Origin of the sequence: Streptomyces sp. NBC_01257 (genome assembly GCF_035917255.1) — a bacterium.
Lineage (GTDB): Bacteria > Actinomycetota > Actinomycetes > Streptomycetales > Streptomycetaceae > Streptomyces.
This window is the reverse complement of sequence record NZ_CP108472.1, coordinates 5,281,240-5,300,345: the sequence shown is the minus strand read 5'-3', so window position 1 is coordinate 5,300,345 and position 19,106 is coordinate 5,281,240. Positions and strand designations below refer to the sequence as shown.

General features: G+C 73.4%; 15 protein-coding genes. 10 read left to right on the top strand and 5 right to left on the bottom strand.

Features of this window, described 5'->3' with window-relative positions; genetic code table 11:
- Positions 1 to 109 precede the first annotated feature (109 nt).
- From OG408_RS22925 to OG408_RS22900, 6 genes are all read left to right on the top strand, one after another.
- Positions 110 to 1,372 carry a hypothetical protein gene (locus OG408_RS22925; protein ID WP_326671677.1) on the top strand — a complete coding sequence of 421 codons (1,263 nt, stop codon included), beginning with the start codon at positions 110 to 112 and terminating at the stop codon, positions 1,370 to 1,372.
- A 157-nt stretch (positions 1,373 to 1,529) separates the two neighbouring features.
- A complete protein-coding gene (locus OG408_RS22920) occupies positions 1,530 to 4,718 on the top strand; it encodes a hypothetical protein (protein ID WP_326671675.1) in 3,189 nt (1,062 codons plus the stop codon).
- On the top strand, positions 4,715 to 5,422 hold the full coding sequence (locus OG408_RS22915; protein ID WP_326671674.1) for a DUF4255 domain-containing protein: 708 nt from the start codon (positions 4,715 to 4,717) through the stop codon (positions 5,420 to 5,422). The genes OG408_RS22920 and OG408_RS22915 overlap by 4 nt, the downstream gene beginning before the upstream one ends.
- A 71-nt stretch (positions 5,423 to 5,493) precedes the next feature.
- Complete coding sequence (locus OG408_RS22910; RefSeq protein ID WP_326674584.1) at positions 5,494 to 7,566, top strand: ATP-binding protein; 2,073 nt, start codon at positions 5,494 to 5,496, stop codon at positions 7,564 to 7,566.
- 71 nt (positions 7,567 to 7,637) lie between these two features.
- Positions 7,638 to 8,261 (top strand): eCIS core domain-containing protein, encoded by a 624-nt coding sequence (locus OG408_RS22905; RefSeq protein WP_405404765.1) that lies wholly within the window; start codon positions 7,638 to 7,640, stop codon positions 8,259 to 8,261.
- A gap of 83 nt (positions 8,262 to 8,344) precedes the next feature.
- Positions 8,345 to 8,935, top strand: coding sequence for a DUF1707 SHOCT-like domain-containing protein (locus OG408_RS22900; protein ID WP_266781392.1), 591 nt, complete (start codon positions 8,345 to 8,347; stop codon positions 8,933 to 8,935).
- 17 nt (positions 8,936 to 8,952) lie between these two features.
- Here OG408_RS22900 and OG408_RS22895 read toward each other — a convergent pair whose 3' ends face one another.
- Positions 8,953 to 9,618 (bottom strand): hypothetical protein, encoded by a 666-nt coding sequence (locus OG408_RS22895; protein WP_326671673.1) that lies wholly within the window; start codon positions 9,616 to 9,618, stop codon positions 8,953 to 8,955.
- A 254-nt stretch (positions 9,619 to 9,872) separates the two neighbouring features.
- Here OG408_RS22895 and OG408_RS22890 point away from each other — a divergent pair, with 254 nt between their 5' ends.
- A complete protein-coding gene (locus OG408_RS22890; protein WP_326671672.1) occupies positions 9,873 to 10,949 on the top strand; it encodes a hypothetical protein in 1,077 nt (358 codons plus the stop codon).
- Between the two features lie 143 nt (positions 10,950 to 11,092).
- Here the strand turns inward: OG408_RS22890 and OG408_RS22885 are convergent, their stop codons facing one another.
- The 4 genes from OG408_RS22885 to OG408_RS22870 form a co-directional block, all read right to left on the bottom strand.
- Positions 11,093 to 11,791: a TetR/AcrR family transcriptional regulator gene (locus OG408_RS22885; protein WP_266781384.1), complete on the bottom strand. Its 699-nt coding sequence runs from the start codon at positions 11,789 to 11,791 to the stop codon at positions 11,093 to 11,095.
- An 80-nt stretch (positions 11,792 to 11,871) separates the two neighbouring features.
- A complete protein-coding gene (locus OG408_RS22880; protein ID WP_285568539.1) occupies positions 11,872 to 12,654 on the bottom strand; it encodes a thioesterase family protein in 783 nt (260 codons plus the stop codon).
- Positions 12,655 to 12,748: 94 nt separating this feature from the next.
- The gene (locus OG408_RS22875; protein ID WP_266781380.1) at positions 12,749 to 13,180 is read right to left on the bottom strand and encodes a Zn-ribbon domain-containing OB-fold protein; all 432 of its coding nucleotides are present in this window, start codon (positions 13,178 to 13,180) and stop codon (positions 12,749 to 12,751) included.
- Positions 13,177 to 13,629, bottom strand: a complete 453-nt coding sequence (locus tag OG408_RS22870) for a DoxX family protein (RefSeq protein ID WP_326671668.1) — start codon at positions 13,627 to 13,629, stop codon at positions 13,177 to 13,179. Before OG408_RS22870 ends, OG408_RS22875 begins: the two co-directional genes overlap by 4 nt.
- 149 nt (positions 13,630 to 13,778) lie before the next feature.
- Between OG408_RS22870 and OG408_RS22865 the strand changes: the two genes are divergently transcribed.
- The 3 genes from OG408_RS22865 to OG408_RS22855 all read left to right on the top strand — a co-directional run bounded on the left by OG408_RS22865 (position 13,779) and on the right by OG408_RS22855 (position 19,059).
- A complete protein-coding gene (locus OG408_RS22865) occupies positions 13,779 to 14,969 on the top strand; it encodes a flavin-containing monooxygenase (RefSeq protein ID WP_326671666.1) in 1,191 nt (396 codons plus the stop codon).
- A gap of 135 nt (positions 14,970 to 15,104) precedes the next feature.
- On the top strand, positions 15,105 to 16,646 hold the full coding sequence (locus OG408_RS22860; protein WP_405404753.1) for a flavin monoamine oxidase family protein: 1,542 nt from the start codon (positions 15,105 to 15,107) through the stop codon (positions 16,644 to 16,646).
- Positions 16,647 to 16,830: 184 nt separating this feature from the next.
- Entirely contained in the window at positions 16,831 to 19,059 is a 2,229-nt protein-coding gene (locus tag OG408_RS22855; protein ID WP_266781374.1) for an acetate--CoA ligase family protein, read from the top strand.
- Positions 19,060 to 19,106 lie beyond the last annotated feature (47 nt).

Sequence of the window (19,106 nt, the reverse complement as noted above, 5' to 3'; positions counted from 1 at the left end):
GCCTCCCGCGGGACCTCGCGCCGACGGGCCCGCGGGGGCAACGGGTGTTGCCCCCGGGGTGCCCCGGGGTCCCTGGGACGGGCCACCGCACCCGGCCTAGCGTGACCGCATGCGTACCCATGAGAGTGCCGGGCCGACTCCGCGGCCGGCCACCGCCTCCACGCCGCGGACCAACCGCCCCCGCACGCTGGACGGTCTGCAGAGCACGCTGGGCAACGCGGCGACGACGCAGCTGATCACGGTGTCCCGGATGATGACCCCGGAGGCGTTCAAGGAGAGCACCTCGACCCGGACTCCGCGTGGCCGCTCCGAGATCACCAAGGTGGACCGGGCCCTTGAGGCCTTCCAGCAGGTCCCGGAGGACAATCAGCGCGCCCGGCTCTTCGCGCTCAGGGAGGTCATCAACGCCTGCAGTGCCTACACCGCCCACAAACCGGCGGGCGGTGTGCGCGTGGCGGGTACCGAGGCGCTGTCCCAGCAGGCCGAGCAGGCGCGGCTGGAGCTGGACCTCGAATCGGTCTACCGCGGCCTGCTGACGGACATCGACCATCAGCTGGCCGAGGGCCTCAGCACGATAGACACGACGGAACAGGCGCATCACACCGCGCAGTTGATACCCGCGGAACGGTTCCACACGATGATGAGCGGCTACGTCCAGCAGCTCGGCGCACTCCGTGGGGACGCCACCATGGCCGACGAGACGCGCGCCGTCATCGGGGAAGTGATGGCCGTGGTGCCGATGGTGAAGGTGCTCCAGTACCCCTGGACCGGCCGGCCCGGAATGAAGCTCAACCCGCCCGAGGAGGGCGAGGACCCGTCGTACGCGTTCAACGTGGGCACCCAGGCCCCCGGCGGCACCCCCTACCTCCTCGGCCACATCGCGCACGAACTGACCCACGTCGCGGCCAACCAGGCCTTCGGGAGCAGCCCGGCGATGGAGCTGGCGGAGTCCGGGGCGAGCGTGGCGGAGGTGGCGGCCCTGGCCGGGGAACGCAAGAGGACGCTGGAGGAACTGCGGTCGCTACTGGGCCGGAGCGAGGAGTTCACCGGACCCCAGCACCAGCTGCTCGACGAGAAGCTGGACTACGGGGCGATGCCCGGCAAGCTGGAGTCGTACGCGCTCAGTCTGGGGCGCGCGAAACGGATCACCTCGGATCAGCAGGCCCTCCTGATCAGCTACGGCGAGGCCGCCGGAGACGCGTCCGGCACGCTGGTCGAGTACGACACGGTCGTCAACCAGATGCTGGTCTATCTGCACATGTGGGGGATCAGCCAGGAACACCCCTTCCACGTGCGGCTGCTGGCGGCCTCCGGCCAGGCCCGCGGCCGTCGCGACAGCTCCAGGGCCCGTCGGGAGGGGACGGCGGAGTAGCGCGGCGACCCTTCCGGCGGTGAGCTGCCACGGACCGCAAAGGGCACCGGGTCTTCCCCCGCCGCGGGTACTCCGGGCCCTGTCCGTGCCGGCCCGCGCCCGTGATGCTTGAGCTGGACACCCATCGACCAGACCAGACCAGACTGTGAGGTGGACCGTGGGCGGTCCTGCTGGCCCCGCACGACGTACCCGGTTGCGCCGGCTGAGCGGTGTCGTGGTGCTGCTGACGCCGCTGCTGGTGGCGGGTTCCGTCTCCGCCCCGCAGGCCGCCCCGCGGGCGGCCGCCGTCGCGGAGGCGGCACCGGCGGACGCCGGACGGATCGCGTTCGCCGGCAACGGCCACCGCAGCCTCGGACAGCGGACCTCGGAGACGACGTCCGAGGACCTGTTCGGCACCTCCGGTCCGGTCCACCACGACCAGGACGCCTTCGGCCGCGGCGCGGCCCTCGTCTTCACCAGCCTCCGCGACGAGGCGCGGCCGCAGGTGTACGTGCGCGGCGCGGACGGCGCGGTGCGCAGGCTCACCACCGGCCGTGACGCCGCCCATCCCGAACTCTCCGCCGACGGGCGGACCGTGGTCTTCGACTCGGCCGAACCGGGGGCCGGCCCGTCGGGGCAGCGCGACCTCTGGTCGGTGGGGACCGACGGCTCCGGTCTGCGCCGGCTGACGGACACGCCCGCCGACGAGACCCACCCGACGCTCTCCCCCGACGGCACCCGGATCGCGTACGCGAGTGACGGCGGCCCGGAGCCGGGCACGCAGATCTACGAGCGGGACCTGTCCGGCGGGCCGGTGACCTGTGTCAGCGACCCCGCGGAGGGTGACGCGAGCGAGCCGGAGTGGAACCCGGTGAACGACGGCGCGCACCGGGAGCTCCTGGTCTACACGCTGCACCAGGAACCCGAGTCGGACACCGACACCGGGTACCGGCTGCGGGTCACCAGCGGCCCGGGGACCGGGCGTCCCCTGCTGACCGGCGACTTCGCCGGCTGGGGCACCCGCTCGGCTGCCTGGCTCCCGAACGGGACCGGTCTGGTCTTCCTCAGCCCCAACACGGACTGCGGATGCTCCGTCTACGACCACGTGTACCGGGCCGACTCCCTCGACGGCCCCGTGCCGGCGATGGTGCTCTCCGAGGACCGCCAGGTGGAGTCCCCTGCCGTGGTCGGGGAGGAGGTGGTCGTCACCCGCAGGACCACCGTGGACCCGGACCTCGTCACGCTCCAGGACATGCGGCAGGACGGTTCGGACCCCCGGGACCTCAGGCTCGACGTCCTGCGCGAGGACCCGAGGGCCTGGTCGAACACCAGCCAGGACCCCGCCGACGACCCGCTGTTCCACCCGGCGGCCGGCTACGACCCGTGGACCGAGCGGCAGACCTACACACCCGACGGCCGGCACATCGCCGTGACCCGTTTCGCGACCGTGGACGGCGAGCGGGTCCAGCGGATCTGGCTGGCCGACGCCGACGGGACGAACGCGGCGGAGCTGACGGTGGACGGACGCGGCCCCCGGGACCGGGACACCGACCCCGCCTTCTCCCCCGACGGCACCAGGGTGGCCTTCACCCGGGTCTCTCCGGGTGCCACGGATGACGCGGCGGAACAGAGCCGGGTGCTCGTCGCCGACCTCGCCACGCACCGGATCGTCGGCGAGGTCGTGCCGCCCGCCGGGGAGGTGGCGGGCGGTGACGCCCAGCCCGCCTGGTCGTCGGACGGCACCACGCTCGCCTTCACCCGCAACGAGGTGATCCGGGGCCTCGGCGGGATCAAGCACGTGTGGACCGCCCCGGCGGACGCGCTCGACCGGCAGAAGGACCTCAGCGTCACCGGCTGCCCCGGTGAGTGCAAGGTGATCGACGACAGCCCCGCCTTCTCCCCCGACGGCACGGCCCTGGCCTTCAACCGCAAGGACCGGGCGGACCAGATCAACCAGCGGGCGAGCGTCCTCGTCACCGCGCCGGACGGCACGGGCTGCCGGGTCGTGCTGCCGTCCTCCCGGCGCGACGATCCCGCCGCGTGCGGCGAGCAGATCCCGGACGTCTCGGCGACCGGGCCGTACCAGCCGCGCGACGTGGCGTGGTCGCCGGACGCCGGGCGGCTGGTGCTGAGCTCCCGCCGGGACATCGCGCCGAACTCCCCCGAGCAGCTGTCCGAACTCGACCTCGCCACCGGCACCCTGACCCCGCTGACCGCACAACTGCCGGGCCGCCAGAAGGAACCCGCCTTCCAGCAGCAGGTCGACCTGGCGCTGACCGCGCCGCCCGTCGGCCCCTCGGTGGAGGCCGGCTCCTCGGTGGAGGTCACGGTCACCGTCACCAACCACGGCCCGTCCCCCTCCCCCGGCACCACGTTCGTCGCCGACACCCCGCCGGGCGTCCGTCTGGAGGAGCTCACCACCGGCTCCGGTTCCTGCGGCGCCGGCTCCCCCAGCTGCGATCTGGGGATACTGCCGCCGGGTGCCGAGGTCGAGGTCACCGCGCGGCTGACGGGCGTGACGACCGGGCCCTGGCCGATCGGCTGGTCGGTCACCGGAGCCGTCGTCGACCCGAACCCCACGGACAACGCGACCTCGACGGACGTCCGGGTCCGCGACGTGCCCCGGCCGCCCGACCCGACTCCCGCCCCGCCCACCCCCGGACCGCCGCACCCCGCTCCCGCGCCGCCCGCGCAGCCGCCCGCGCCGCTGCCGCCCGCACCCGAGGCGGGCCCCGGGGTCGTCGTGCGGGCCCAGCCGAGCCCCGGCTACGTCGGCGGCCGGGTCGTGGTCACGTACACCGTGCGCAACGGGAGGAACGCCCTGGCCACCGGTCTGCGGCTGCGGCTCGGACTGCCCGCCGGAATCCCGGTGGCGACCCTCCCGCCGGGCTGCTCCGCCAAGGCGTGCCCGCTCCCCGACCTGGCGCCCGGCGCCTCCTCGGTCCTGCGGGTGGTGCTCGCCCCGGACCGGGCGCTGCGGACCACCGTCACCGGGACGCTGACCACGAGCGGCACCGACGCCGACCGCGGTGACAACGTCTCCCGGATTCCGCTGCGCGTCCTCCAGCCGCGCATCGTCTCGGTGCCCGCGGTCGGCAAGCCCGGGTTCGTCACCTCGGTGCGCGGCAAGGACTTCCCGCCCGGTGCTCCGGTGAAGCTCACCTGGAAGCCGGGGATCACGGCGACCGCGCCGCCCACCGGGCCGGGCCGTGACGGCACCTTCATCTCGCAGCTGCTGATCCTGGTGAAGGACCGGACGGGACCGCGCACCATCACCGCGTCGGGGCCCGGGTTCAGCCCGGTCACCACCGACTTCCTGGTGGTCTACGGAACGATCGTCCCGCCGGACGAGGTGGGACGCCGATGATCCACGAAGTCGACGAGGGGCTGCGGCTGCTGCTGGTCGACGCCGGTCTCCAGGACAGCGGCGTGGACCTGGTCTTCGACGCCCCGACGCGGGACTGGTCCGCGCGGCGCAACGCCCCCACGGTCAGCATCTTCCTCTACGGCATCCGTGAGGACGCGACCCGCCGTCGCACCGGCACGTCCGAGGAGTACGACGAGGAGGGCGTGGTCACCGGGCGGCGGACGCCTTCCCGCTGGTTCGAGCTCACCTATCTGCTGACCGCGTGGACCAACCGGCCGCAGGACGAACACCGGCTGCTCTCCGAGGTGTTGCGCTGCCTGATCCACACGGACGTGCTGCCCTCCCGGATGCTCACGGGCAGCCTCGCCGAACTCGGGACGACGGTGGAGATGGAGGCGGCGTCCGCGGGTTCGGGCGACCGGCCGTCCACCGTGGACGTGTGGTCGGCACTCGGCGGCGAGCTGAAGGCCGCCATCGATCTTCGGGTGTGGGCGCCCCTGGCCGGTGTGACGGAGCCCGCCGGGCCGCCGGTCACCGAGGGTCTGCTGGTGCGGACGGTGCCCGGCCGCGACGGCGAGGCGGCGGAGCCGGGACGCAGGCTGCGCTACGACGGTCCTTCGCAGGCCCGGGGCGAGGGCTTCGCGGCCGAGCGCGAACGGCAGCTGCCGCCGGGCCGGCGCAGGCGCGGCGGTCAGGCCCGGTGACCACGGCACAGCGGACCCCGGCCGTCCACCCGCCCGCCGCCGGACCGGACACGGGCACGCCTCCGACGGCCGTGGCCGACCTCTGGGAGCGGCTGGGGCACATCGAGCAGCGGGTACGGAACGCCGTCGCCGCACGCCGGCACACCGACCCGGACCCGGACGATCCGTACCGGGGGCAATACCTCACCCCCGCCGCGGCCGAACGCATCCTGGAGTCCCGCGACGCGTTCCGCCCGGTCCCCGACCACGGCCCCACCGCCCCGCCGCGATCCCCGGCGAAGGGCCGGATCGACACCCTCGCGGAGAGCTTCGGTCTGGTCCCGCCGGACGTCGACCTGCTGCTGATCGCGATGGCACCGGACATCGACCCACGGTTCGAGATGCTGTACGGCTATCTCAACGACGACCTCACCCGGCGCAGGGCGACGATCGGCCTGGCCCTCGAACTCTGCGGACTGCCCGCCGCCGGCCCCGGCCGCTTCCGGTTCTCGCCGGACGCCCCGCTGGTCGCGGCCGGTCTGGTGGAGGTGCGGGAGAGCGAACGCCCGCTGCTCTCACGGGTCCTGCGCGTCCCGGACCGGGTCACCGCGCATCTGCTCGGCGACGACGGGGTGGACGGCAGGCTGCGGGGACTCGTGCGGGCGGCCGGCCCGCGGGAGGAGGCGGAGGCGGGCCCGTTGACGCTGCGGGTCGCGGCGGCGCTGTCCACCGGCAGCGGTCTGGTGCATCTGCTGGACCGCGGCGGCGACCCCGGCCGGCTGGCGGCCGACGCGCTTCACACGGCCGGAGTGCGCCCCCTGGTGGTGGACGCCGCGGCCCTGGCCGCCGCCCCGGAACCGGTGCGGACCGTACGGATCCTGGCGACGGAGGCGCGGCTGACCGGCGGCGGTCTCGTCCTCGGGCCGCTGGAGACGCTCGCCCCGGAGCGGCCCGGGGGCGCCGGCCTGATCGACGCGCTCTGCGAGGCGGTCGGCGGCGCCTCGCCGCTGCTCCTGCACGGGAGGAAGACCTGGGACCCGCTGTGGGCCGGCGAGAGCCCGGTGACGTTCCCGGTCCCGCCGCCGGACCCGGCGGACGCGGCGCGGCAGTGGCGCCGGGCGCTCACCTCGGCCGGCGCCCCGACGGGAATCGCCGCCGGAACCCCGGCCGCCGGGGCACGCCTGGTCGACGCCACCCGCGCCTATCGGCTCGACTCCGGCCAGATACGCCGGGCCGCGGCCGTCGCCACCCGGCTGGCCGCCCTGGAGGAACGCCCGGTGGAGGCACAGGATCTGCGCACCGCGGTCCGGGCCCAGAACGGGGCGGGGCTGGCCCGCCTCGCCCGCCGCATCGAGCCCACGGTCGGCTGGGACGATCTCGTACTGCCCCCGGCGACCCGCCGGCAGCTCTCCGACCTGGCCCTGCGCGCCCGCCACCGCGAGCAGGTGCTCGGCCGGTGGCGGATGCGGCCGGGCGGCGGCCGGGGCCGGGGCATCGTCGCGCTGTTCGCCGGGGAGTCCGGCACCGGGAAGACCATGTCGGCCGAGGTGGTCGCGGCCGACCTGGGCATGGAGCTCTACGTCGTGGACCTGTCCTCCGTGGTGGACAAGTACATCGGCGAGACCGAGAAGAACCTGGAGCGGATCTTCGTCGAGGCGTCGGACGTCAACGCGGTGCTGCTGTTCGACGAGGCGGACGCCGTCTTCGGGAAGCGTTCGCAGGTCAAGGACGCGCACGACCGGCACGCCAACGTGGAGTCGGCCTATCTGCTCCAGCGGATCGAGTCCTTCGACGGCATCGCCGTCCTCACCACCAATCTGCGGGCCAACCTGGACGAGGCGTTCACCCGCCGGCTGGACGTGGTGGCCGACTTCCCCGTGCCCGACGAGCAGCAGCGGCTGGCGCTGTGGGAACGCTGTCTGGGCACCGAGGTCCCCCGCGCACCCGGTCTCGATCTGCGAACCTGTGCGGCGCGGTTCGAGCTGACGGGAGGCTCCATCCGCGCCTGCGCGGTCACCGCCGCCTATCACGCGGCGGAGTCGGGCCGCCCGCTGGACACCGGGCAGCTCGTATCGGCCGTCCTCGCCGAGTACCGCAAACTCGGACGGCTGGTCCTGGACAGCGAGTTCGGCCCGTGGCGGGAGCACACCCGGAGCGAGAACTGACCGCCCACCCCGTCCGGCGCCCTTCCGACGCGGAAGGAGCCGCCCGTGAGCCATCCGAAGGGATCACCTCCGTGCACAGCAACGACATCGGCAGGACGCCCGGAACCGGCCGGCGCAAGGCCCCGGAACCGCGCACGGCCAGGCCCTCCGCCGCCCCGGAGGCGATGGGTCCGCAGACGCTCGACGTCCTCCAGCGCACGATGGGCAACGCCGCGGTCAGCCGCCTGCTGTCCGAGGCGGGGCAGGTGTCCGCGGACGGGAGCGAGGGGGACGCGCCCGCGGTGCAGCGCTCCACCGTCGCCGACGTCCTGAGGTCACCGGGCCGCCCCCTCGATCCGCGGCTGCGCGACGAGATGGAGCAGCGGCTCGGCTCCGACTTCTCCGACGTACGGCTGCACACCGGGGCCGCCGCCCAGCGCTCCGCGGAGGAGATCTCCGCGCGCGCCTACACCGCGGGCAGCCATGTGGTCATCGGGACGGACGGCGGTGACAAGCACACGCTCGCCCACGAGCTCACCCATGTGATCCAGCAGCGGCAGGGCCCCGTCACCGGCACCGACGACGGCAACGGCCTGCGGATCTCGGACCCTTCGGACCGCTACGAGCGCGAGGCCGAGGCGGCGGCCCACCGGGCGATGGCCACGCCGACGCCCCCGGCCCGCGCCGCGAGCCCGTCCGACGAGCGGGAGTCCTGACGGGCCGGCGCCGAGGAGGACGGGCCCCGCGCTGGGCGGGCGCGAGCCTTCGCCGTACGCATCCGCGTCCGTATCATCAGCACATGACTGCAGAGCCCTCGCGATCCGCCGGCCGTATGCGCGCCTCCGACGCCGACCGCGAGGCGGTCGTGGAACAGCTGCGGGAGGCGGCGGCCGAGGGCCGTATCGACCTCGACGAGCTGGACGAGCGGGTGGGCCGGGCGCTCACCGCCAAGACGTACGCCGAACTCGCGCCGCTCACCGGCGACCTGGGCCCCGTCACCCTCGACGCGGGCGAGCCGCTGACCCTGCGGGGCGGGATCCACGGCGCGTCCAGGACGGGCGGCTGGAAGGTGCCGCCGCGCATCGTCGCGTACGGCGGCCTGGGCGGCGTACGCCTCGACTTCACGCGGGCCGAGTGCCGGCTGCGTGAGATCGAGGTGGAGGTGGACGCCCAGATGGCAGGGGTGGTGTTCGTCGTGCCGGAGGGCTGGAAGGCGGACACGGACGCCCTCGATCTCGGGTTCGGCGGCCTGAAGGACAAGACCTCGGGCGAGCGGCTGCCCGGCACGCCGGTGCTCCGGATCTCGGGTACGTGTGGTGCGGGCGGCGTCGTCGTCCGCCACCCCAACCTCCGGGAACGCCGCAAGCAGCGCAAGGAGCTGTCGCGCTGACCGCTTTGCGGGCAGGGTCAGTTGCCCACGACGGACGAGGCGCCGGGCGCGCGACGGGTGGCGCTTCGCCGGACGGAAATACCGAGGGCGAGCATCCAGTAGCTGAAGACCGCGCCCATCAGGGCGGTGGTTCCCCAGCCGTTCGCCGCGTAGAAATGCGCGGGGGTGTTGCCGAAGAACAGCGAGGGCACGAAGGCCAGGTTGAGCCCTGCCAGGACGTAGGCGGACCGGACGGTCCAGGGCGGCAGCAGATTCGTGCGGGAGACGGCGCAGCCCACGGCGGCCAAGAAGAGCGCGAGCATGAGACGGCCGATGGAGCCGTACAGGATGTAGGTGCCGCTGACCGTGATCGTCGGGTCGATCGGCCGGTCGGCGGCGATGACCGCGCCGGCCTCAAGACCGCTGGAGACCAGGGTGATCGTCGAATAGACCAGTCCGGCGACGAAGGCCAGGTTGCCGGCCCACTCGTTCTCGGGACTCACCGCTTTGACCAGTTCGCGGAAGGCCGTCACGAAGACGAGCAGGAAGACCAGGGCGAGGATTCCGATCAGCAGCCGGGCGAGGACGTTCGTGTCCGGCGGCGGTCCGGAGTAGAGGAAGTACAGCGGTACTTCGATGATGAAGGCGGCTGCGGCGGCGATCCCGGCGTAGCCCGTCAGACGCCTGACGGCGGTTTCGTTCATGGCTGTCCCCCATGGTGGTGTGCTCGGTGGGTTCCTCATGGATGCGATGACAGGAATTGTTCTGCGCCCACCGCGCGCGGTCACTGGGCCTGGACACCGGATGGAGGGGGTTCCACGCCACCGTCCGAAGGGTGCGGCCAGCCCCCGGCAGTCGTTCACGTACAAGGCCGGAAAGCGACGGTGAAGCCGACGCCTCCGTGCCGATAATCTGCCTCATGGAACCCTCCGGGTTAACGTCATGGATCACGGCCTTGTTGTCCCAGGCATCGAGTGGAGCGGCGGGCGCCCTCGGCGGTGCGGCCGGGGCCGAGGCATCGCGGCTGGTGAGGGAGCGGCTGGTTTCCTCCCCCGAGGGGCGCGCCGCTCTCGACCCGGCGGACGGCGACCCCGACGAGGCCTCGCGGCTCATTACCGCGGCGCTCACGGAGGACCCCGAATTCGCCCGCAGGCTGGAGCAGTTGCGCGAGGCGTCGAGGCAGCAGCCCTCAGCGGCACCGACAGCGGGGCGCGACATCTACCAGGCCACCGTCGGCGAACGGGCCAGGCACAACACCATCGCGTTCGGTCCGCTGACCCTGCGCAAGGACCGTGCGCCAGTCACCCTGACGGCGTTGCTCCTGGTCGTGGCGCTGGTCCTCGGATTCGCCGTCTACGGTCTCGCCCAGGCCCTGGGCGGCGACGACAGCGATTCCGGGTCCCCGTACGCCATCGGCGGGGCGGGCGAGGCCATGGACAGCGGCGGCTCGGGTGCCGGTTCGGCGCAGGACGCGACCGCGGGGGGTGCCGGCGGGAAGAGCGCGCCGGTGCGGAATCCGCGGCTCGCGAAGGGCATCCTCCCCGATCTCCGGAGCATGCCGTCCGGGTGGTCCCTGGCAGAGGAGGCCGAGACCCGGCAGACGAGCGAGGACAGTTGCTCGGGCGACTGCGGCGGGCTGCTCAGCGAGGGCGAGGTGACGTACGCGCCCTCCGGCACGTCCGACCTGGCGTCGATTCTGGTCGAGGCCTACGAATCGGCCGAAGCCGCGGCGACGGGCTATGAGACACGCGTCGACGACGTCGGCTCGGCTGAGGACGTCTCCTCGATGTCCCTGGACCAGCTCGGCGATGTGAGCGCGGCGTTCTCCCGGCAGGAGTACACCGGCTCGGCGTATAAATACTCCATGGCGACGGTCGTCCGCGCAGGCACCGTGGTGCTCCGGGTCACCTACGGAGGCGGCTACGAGGAGCTCAACTCCTCCGTCCTGACGGGCATCGCCAGCATGGTGACCGAGCGCGCACACCAGGCCCAGAACGGCGAGGACCCGTCTGCCGTCTTCGCCGAGGCGCCCTGATCACCCGTACCGCCGGTGCGCGGCCGCCCGGACCGGCCGGCCCGCCGCGCGCCGGCGGGTCCGAGCCGCGCGAGGAACTCCTCAGCCCTCGGGCCGGGTGACGGTCAGGGCCCAGCGGATGCCCTCGTCCGACGCACCGCCTCCTACGGTGACGCGGGGCCGAGGTGGGCGTCCACCACGGCCGTCACCAACCGTTCGAGCCGCCGCCCGGCGGGGTCGTCCCCCTCCGCCTCTGCCGGTCCGGACGGAGGCAGGGTCGCGTCCAGGGCCAGCGGAAGGCTTCCCCAGGCCCAGAGCTGGGCGACGCCATGCAGGTTCGACCACAACGCGGCGGCCACGACCGCCGCTCCGCCGTCGTCATCGTCGTCCGGAGCCGCGCTCCCGCCCGGCTCCCCCCGGCCCCCCGTGGCCGCCTCCGCGCGGCACTGGGCGACCAGCCCTGTCATCCGCTCGAACAACGGCAGGGACGACTCACGCAGTCTCGGCCGGTCAGGCGCCTGCGGTGGTCCTTCGAGCAGATCGTGGCGGAACATCAGCTCGTACATGCCGCGGCACTCCAGCGCGTACCGCACATACGCCCGCGCGACGGCTCCCAGCCGCGTCCGGGCCGGGCCGGACTCCGCCAGAGCCGCCTCGAATCGCGCTCGCAGCTCCTGGAAGCCGCGCTGCGCAATCGCCGAGAGCAGGGCGTGGTGGGTCGGGAAGTACCGGCGCGGCGCCCCGTGCGACACCCCTGCCCGCCGGGCGATCTCACGCAGCCCCAGCGCCGCCGGACCCTCGGCGGCCACCAACTCGGCCCCGACGTCCACCAGCCGCTCGCGAAGGGAACCCTGATCCTTCATGGACCGTGTCTAGCACGGCGCGTTAGACACTGTCTACGCCGCCGTCCTGCACAGCGGCAGTCCTCCACGGCCACCGTCCTTCACAGCGGCCGGACCGTGAGGATCTGCTCCGCCCGGCCGACGGGCCCGTCGGCGTCGTGCAGGACGGTACTGGTGATGCCCTGGCCGGTGGGGCCGAAGACGACCGTGGTGTCGAGCCCGGTCCAGCGGCCCGCCGGCGGGCGGTGCAGGTGGATCGTCAGGTCGACGTTGGGGAACATCCAGGCGGTGGGCTGCTCGCGTACGGCGATGCCGTTGGCCGTGTCGACGAGGGCGACGTACGACGCGAGCGGACCGGCGGTCTCGCCCGCGACGAGGTCGAGCGGGGTGGAGATCCAGGCGGTCGCACGGCCGGGGCGCGGGGGCGCGACCGGGCGGACGTCGAGGGAGGCGATGTAGCCGCCGGGCCAGAGGTCGGCCATCGGCCACGGGGCGAGCGTTTCGGGGTCGGCGAGGCGGTCCGCACCGCCGCCTGCGACGGCGGTGGTGTCCGCGGCGGCCAGGCACCAGGCCCTGGCGCGCACGACGGGGCGGCCGGCGACAAGGGCGACGGCTTCGACCAGTTCGATGGTGCGACCGGGGCGGAGGGTCTCGACCCGGATCTCGCACTCGTCGAGGGCGAGCCGGCCGAGGATGTCGAAGCTGATCCGGGACAGCAGGAGCCCGGCACCCGGCCGGCCGGCCAGGTGCCGCTCGATGACATGGGTGAGGAGGCCGCCGAAGGGGCTGAAGTGCACCTCGTCGGTGCTCCATGCGCCGCTCGCGTGGGCGGTGGGCTTGAAGCGGTGCTGGTCGATGCGCTCGTAGTAGCTGCCGGTGTTCATGCGGTGCGTCCCTCGCGGCCGTACGGATCAAGGAACCTCAGCCTGACACCGCCCGCACCCCGACCGGCGGCCGCCCCCGCCGCGACCGGAACCCTCAGGGCGTGAACACCGCGACGGCCTCGTGCCCCTCCTCCTGCCGGAAGGTCACCCGCAGTTCCATCCCGACGGCGAGCGCGCTCTCCTCGCACCCGACGATCCGCGTCATCATGCGCGGCCCCTCCGCGAGGTCGACGACGGCGGCGACGTACGGCACCTGCCCGGCGAACGGGGGCAGGTCGTTGCGGTGGACGACGGACCAGGTGTAGAGCGTGGCCCGCCCGCTCGCCCGCTCCCAGTCGACATCCTCGCTCCAGCAGTGCGGACAGAACTCGCGCGGGTAGTGGTGCGCCCGGCCACAGGCACGGCAGCGGCGGACGATCAGGTGGCCCTCGGCGGCGGCGTCCCAGTAGGGGCGGGTGAAGGCGTCGGGTTCCGGGAGGTCGTGGCGGGGGGCCGGGGCCGCGGCGGCCGGCTTCGGGGCCGTCACAGGAAGAGCCCGATCGCGTCGTCGAGGGACCAGGTCTGCCAGGACATCGCGAACAGGGCGACGAGGGAGATCAGCGCCATCATGGCGTTCTGCCCCTGCTCGGCCCAGTCGTGGATCATCAGCACCAGGTAGAGCAGGTTGAGCAGGAGCCCGGCGACGAGGGCGACCGGGGTCAGGAAGCCGCTCACCAGGCCGAGACCGAGGGCGAGTTCCGCGTACACGACGACGTACGCCATGGTCTTCGGGCGTGGTGCGACGATCTTCTCGAAGCCGGTCCGGACCACGGGCCAGCGGTGCTTGCCCGCGACGTCCGCCGCCCACGCGATACCCGTACCGCGCTGGAACCAGCCCTCCTTGTCCTTGTGGCGCCAGCTCTCCAGCCACCACAGTCCGAGGCCTATCCGGAGCACGGCGAGCCACTGCGCTCCGTCGAGCCAGATCGTCCGCATGAGGCCCTCCCGTTCGCCTGAATCTGACGGTACGTCAGTTCACCCGATGGGGGCGGACTGCGCAAGAGGTGTGCACCCGTGATCAATTCGCAATCGATTCCGACCTTGACCGAGACCCATCAAGGAACGGCGCGATTACGCTCCGAAGCATGTCCGACAGCACACCTACCGCCGGTAGCAGCACCACCCCGGCCCCCACCGACATCACCGAGGACCGCCCCGTCTACGTCATCGGCGGCGGCCCGGGCGGTCTGGCGGCCGCCGCCGCCCTGCGCGAGCAGGGGGTGCGGGCCGTCGTCCTGGAGAAGTCCGGGGACGTCGGCGCGTCCTGGCGGCGCCATTACGACCGGCTGCATCTGCACACCACCCGGCGCTGGTCCGCCCTGCCCGGACTGGCGATGCCCCGCAGGTTCGGCCGCTGGGTCTCCCGGGACGACGTGGTGCGCTACCTGGAGAAGTACGTCGAGCACCACGGCCTCGAAGTGGTGACGGGCGTCGAGGTATCCCGCATCGACCCGGCGGAGGACGGCTCCGGCTGGCGGCTGACCGCGACCGGCGGCCGTGAACTGACCGGCCGGGCGGTAGTGGTGGCCACCGGCTACAACCACACCCCGCGGATCCCCGACTGGCCCGGCCGCGACACCTTCACGGGCGAGCTGCTGCACGCCTCCGCGTACCGCAACCCGGCCCCGTACGCGGGCAAGGACGTCCTCGTCGTCGGCGTCGGCAACACCGGCGCGGAGATCGCCGTCGACCTGGTGGAGGGCGGGGCGTCGAACGTACGGCTCGCGGTACGCACCGTGCCGCACATCGTGCGCCGCTCCACGGCCGGCTGGCCCGCGCAGGCGACCGGCATCCTGGTGCGCCGGCTGCCGGTCTCCCTCGTCGACCGGGCCGGTGGCCTGATGGCCCGCGTCGCCGTGCCCGACCTCGCCGCACAGGGGCTGCCCCGACCGGACACGGGCCTGTACTCCCGCGTCAAGGACGGGGCCATCCCGGTCCAGGACGTCGGCCTGATCGACGCGGTGAAGGGCGGCCGCGTGGTGCCGGTGGCGGCCGTAGAGTCGTTCGACGAGGACGCCGTGGTGCTGGCGGACGGGACCCGGATCACCCCGGACGCGGTGATCGCCGCGACCGGCTATCTGCGGGCCCTGGAACCGCTGGTCGGCCACCTCGGGGTGCTGGACGCCCGGGGCCGCCCGGTCGCGCACGGCGGCCGCACACCGAAGCAGGCGCCCGGTCTGCACTTCACCGGGTTCACCAACCCCATCAGCGGCATGTTCCGCGAAATGGCCCTGGACGCGCAGAGGATCGCCAAGCGGCTGGCCCGCACCGCCTGACCGAAGAGCCCGACCCGCACCGTCCGACCCGCACCACCCGTCCCTCCCCGCGCGCGTCCGGGGAGGACGCCGCCGTTCGCTCAGCACAGCCCCCGCCGGGCACTCCCGGCGGGGCATCCCACCCTGATACGGAGGATGCACGTGGCACGTCAACGAACAGGACAGACCCCGCAGCCGGCCCGCGGACCGGTGACCCGGCGCGCGATGCTGGGAGGTGCGGCGGCGGCGGGGGTCTCGGCACTCACCGCGGCCGGCACCGGCACGGCGCAGGCCGCCGCTCCCGGCCCCGCGGCCGCCGTCCGCGAGGTCGACGTCGCGGTCGTCGGCGGCGGGCTGGCCGGGCTGACCGCAGCTCGCGACCTGGTGGCCGCCGGCAAGTCCGTGCTGGTCCTGGAGGCACGCGACCGGGTCGGCGGGCGGGTGCTCAACCTGACGCTCCCGAACGGCGGGATCAGCGAGGGCGGCGGCGAGTTCATCGGCCCGACCCAGGACCGGATGAAGGCCCTCGCCGACTCGCTGGGCGTCGCCACCTTCCCCACGTACAACACCGGGAAGAACGTCCTGTTCAAGGACGGCAAGCGCACCCCCTACGCCACCGACGGCCTGCTCGGCTCCGTCCCGCCGATCGACGTGGCGGGGCTCGCCAACGCGGCGGCGGTGCAGGCGATGCTCGACGACATGGCCAAGCAGGTGCCGGTCGACGCCCCGTGGACGGCGGCGAAGGCAGCGGAGTGGGACAGCCAGACCTTCGAGACCTGGCTGAAGCACAACGCGGTCATCCCGTCCGCGAAGTTCCTCTTCGACGTGGCGTGCACCTCGGTCTTCTCCGCCGAACCGAGCGAACTCTCGCTGCTGTTCGTGCTCTTCTACATCCGGGCGGCCGGCAACGAGTCGACGCCCGGCACCTTCGAGCGCCTCACCGAGACGGGCACCGGCGCCCAGGCGACCCGGTTCGTCGGCGGCTCCGCGCAGGTGCCGCTGCGCCTGGCGCAGTCCCTCGGCGACCGGGTCGTCCTCAACGCGCCGGTCGGCCGGATCGCGCAGGGCGACGGCCGGCTGACCGTTCAGACACCGGACCTCACCGTCTCCGCCCGCCGGGTCGTGGTGGCCGTGCCGCCCTCGCTCACCAACCGCATCACCTTCTCCCCGGGACTGCCCGCCACCCGCGACCAGCTCGGCCAGCGGCTCCCGATGGGTTCGGTCGGCAAGGCGATCGCGGTGTACGACACCCCGTTCTGGCGGGCCGACGGCCTCAACGGCCAGGTCGTCAGCGACTCCGGCGCCGTGCGCTCCACCTTCGACAACTCCCCGCCGGACGGCTCGTACGGGGCGCTGATGGGCTTCATCGAGTCCGACGAGATGCGCGGGCTCAACGGGGCGTCGGAGGCCGAGGTGCGGGCGGTGGTCCTGAAGGACTTCGCCACGTACTTCGGCGACCGGGCGAAGACCCCGACCGGCTTCGTGCTCCAGCGCTGGGACAACGAGACCTACTCCCGCGGCGGCCCGGTCGCCTACGCCCCGCCCGGCGTCCTGACCCGCTACGGCGCCGCACTGCGCACCCCCGTGGGGGCGATCCACTGGGCGGGCACCGAGACGTCGACGTACTGGAACGGCTACATGGACGGCGCGGTCCGCTCGGGCGAGCGCGTCGCCAAGGAGGTCGTCGCCGCACTCTGACGCCCGTGCGGCACTCCTGTGGTTGAGAGCGGTGGTCCGGGGAAGATCCCGGACCACCGCTCTCAACCTTTCCCTGCACACCCATTCCTGACGGGCCGTCAGTTCAGTAACCTGACAGAGCGTCAGTTTTGCGGGCCGGGCACCAGACGTGCCGACGGACTTTCGAGCAGGAGTGGGCGGAACGATGCTTGGATCGACTCACGGCACCCTCACCACCGACTTCCGCGCCAGGGTGGTGGCCTGCGGCGAGGAACCGCACGCCGCCGTCCACAGCATGGCGGCCGCCGCCGCGGAGGGCGACCTCGACGTCAGCGGCCGCCCCCTGCACGCGCCCGTACCGGACCTGGACCGGTTCTTCCGGCCGGAGTCCGTCGCCGTCATCGGGGCCTCCGACACCGAAGGGCGGCCCAACACCGGGATCACCCGCCAGCTGATCGCCTGGTCCGAGCGGGTCGGGGCGCGGCTGTACCCCGTGCACCCCACGCGCGAGACCGTCTTCGGCCGGGCCTGCGCCCCCTCCGTCGCCGACCTGCCGGAACAGGTGGACCTGGCGGTGCTCCTGGTCGGCGACCCGCTCCCGGTGATCGAGGAACTGGCGCAGGCCAAGGTGAAGTTCGCCGTCGCCTTCGCCTCCGGCTTCGCCGAGACCGGTGCCGAGGGCGCCGCCGCACAGGCCCGGCTGGCCGCCGCCGTCGAGCGGTCGGGGCTGCGGCTGCTCGGCCCGAACACCAACCTCAACGCCTTCGAGGAGTTCCGCGACGACCTGGACGGTCCGGCGATCGCCCTGATCACCCAGTCCGGCCACCAGGGCCGCCCCGTCTACACGCTCCAGGAGCTGGGCGTGCGGCTCTCGCACTGGGCCCCCACGGGCAACGAGGCGGATCTGGAGACCGCCGACTTCATCGCGTACTTCTCCCAGCGCCCCGAGGTCGGGGCCATCGCCTGCTATGTCGAGGGGCTCAAGGACGGTCGCTCCTTCCTCCTCGCGGCCGACCGGGCGGCGCGGGCGGGTGTTCCGGTGGTGGCGGTCAAGGTGGGGCGTACGGAGACGGGGGCCAGGATGGCCGCGTCACACACCGGCAAGCTGACCGGCGCCGACCAGGTCGTCGACGCGGCGATGCGGCAGTTCGGCGTCATCCGGGTGGACGGGCTCGACGAACTCCAGGACACCGCGGCCCTGCTGGCCCGGGCCCGCAAGCCGCTGGCCGAAGGCGTCGTGGTGTATTCGATCTCGGGCGGCACGGGCGCGCACTTCTCGGACCTGGCGACCGGGGCGGGCCTGTCCCTCCCCGTGCTGTCCGAGCAGAAGCAGGCCGAACTGCACACGTGGATCCCCGGCTACCTGAACGTGGCCAACCCGGTCGACAACGGCGGCCACCCGGTCGGCGACTGGCGCGGCCGGAAGATCATCGACGCGATCCTCGCCGACCCGGAGGTCGGGGTGCTGATCTGTCCGATCACCGGCCCCTTCCCGCCGATGAGCGACCGGCTCGCGCAGGACCTCGTGGACGCGGCGGAGGCCACGGACAAGCTGGTGTGCGTGGTCTGGGGATCGCCGGTCGGCACCGAGGACGCCTACCGCACGACCCTGCTGGGCTCGTCCCGCGTCGCCACCTTCCGCACCTTCGGCAACTGCATCACCGCGGTGAAGGCCTATCTGGACCACCACCGCTTCGCCGCCTCCTACCGCTCCCCGTTCGACGAGGCGCCACGCACCCCGTCCCCCTCCTTCCGCAAGGCGCAGGCCCTGATGCGCCCCGGCCACCAGCTGAGCGAGCACGCGGCGAAGCAGCTGCTGCGCGCGTACGGAATCCGGGTGCCCCGGGAGCAGTTGGTGACCAGCGCGGCGGCGGCCGTCCGGGCTGCGGGGCTCGTCGGCTACCCCGTCGTCATGAAGGCGTCCGGCGCGCGGCTGGCCCACAAGACGGAACTGGGCCTGGTCAAGGTCGGCCTCACCTCGGCCAGCCAGGTGCGGGACGCCTATCGCGAACTGACCGACATCGCGCGCTTCGAGGACATCGAACTGGACGGCATCCTGGTCTGCCAGATGGTGGAGCGGGGCGTCGAGATGATGGTCGGGGTCACGCAGGACGCGCTGTTCGGCCCGACCGTGACCGTCGGGCTCGGGGGCGTCCTCGTCGAGGTGCTGCACGACGCGGCGGTGCGCGTGCCGCCGTTCGGCGAGGACCAGGCGCGGGCGATGCTCGGCGAACTGCGCGGCCGAGCCCTGCTGGAAGGGGTCCGGGGCGGTCCGCCGGTCGATGTGGACGCCCTCGTCGAGGTCGTCCTGCGGGTGCAGCGGATGGCGCTCGAACTCGGCGACGACCTCAGCGAACTCGACATCAACCCGCTGATGGTGCTGGGCCGCGGACAGGGCGCGGTGGCGCTGGACGCCCTCGCCGTCTGCCGCTGACCGACCGCCTCGCCGCCGGGCCCGCCATCGGGCCCACCACCCGCCCA